The 585-nt window shown below is 67.5% G+C and carries 1 protein-coding gene; it reads left to right on the top strand.

What is annotated here, in order from left to right; all coding sequences use genetic code 11:
- Positions 1-585: DUF3991 and TOPRIM domain-containing protein (locus EN780_RS36855; RefSeq protein ID WP_128276624.1), on the top strand; the 585-nt coding region annotated here is incomplete at both ends.

Raw genomic sequence — 585 nt, 5'->3', positions numbered from 1 at the left:
TCGTGAAAGCGCTCGATCATGTGGCGAATTTGATCGGGTTCGTTCCCAGCGAGCCCGTCTGGACGCAGGTTCCTCATAAGAAGCGACCGGGCCGTTCCGTTTCCGAGCGTTGGCAAAGCCGCCGCGGGCCGTGGCCCGGATCCATGACCTGGCGCTATCTGCGCCAGGAACGCCGTCTGTCAGAAACCGTCATCCGCGCGGCGATCCGCCAGGACCGGCTTCGCGAGGGTCCGTGCGGCAGCATGTGGGCCGCGCACAGCGATGAGGCCGGCGTGCTCACCGGCTGGGAGGAGCGCGGTCCTGAATGGCGGGGGTTTGCGAGCGGAGGCGCCAAGCTGCTGTTTCGTCTTGGCGCTGTCGAGGCAATGCGCTTCTGCGTCACCGAAGCGGCCATCGATGCCATGAGCCTTGCCGCGATCGAGGAGCTGCAGCCCGGCAGCCTTTATCTCAGCACCGGCGGCGGCTGGGCGCCGGCGACCGTGGCGGCGATCCGCGGGCTTGCGGCGCGCAACGGCGCTCTTCTTGTCGCCGCGACCGACAACAACACCCAAGGCGACGTCTATGCCGACCAGCTCGAAGCGATCG

The organism is Mesorhizobium sp. M4B.F.Ca.ET.089.01.1.1, assembly GCF_004022605.1.
In the GTDB taxonomy this organism is placed as follows: domain Bacteria; phylum Pseudomonadota; class Alphaproteobacteria; order Rhizobiales; family Rhizobiaceae; genus Mesorhizobium; species Mesorhizobium abyssinicae.
Note: the sequence above shows the minus strand (reverse complement) of the source record. Positions and strands in the feature narration are given on the sequence as shown.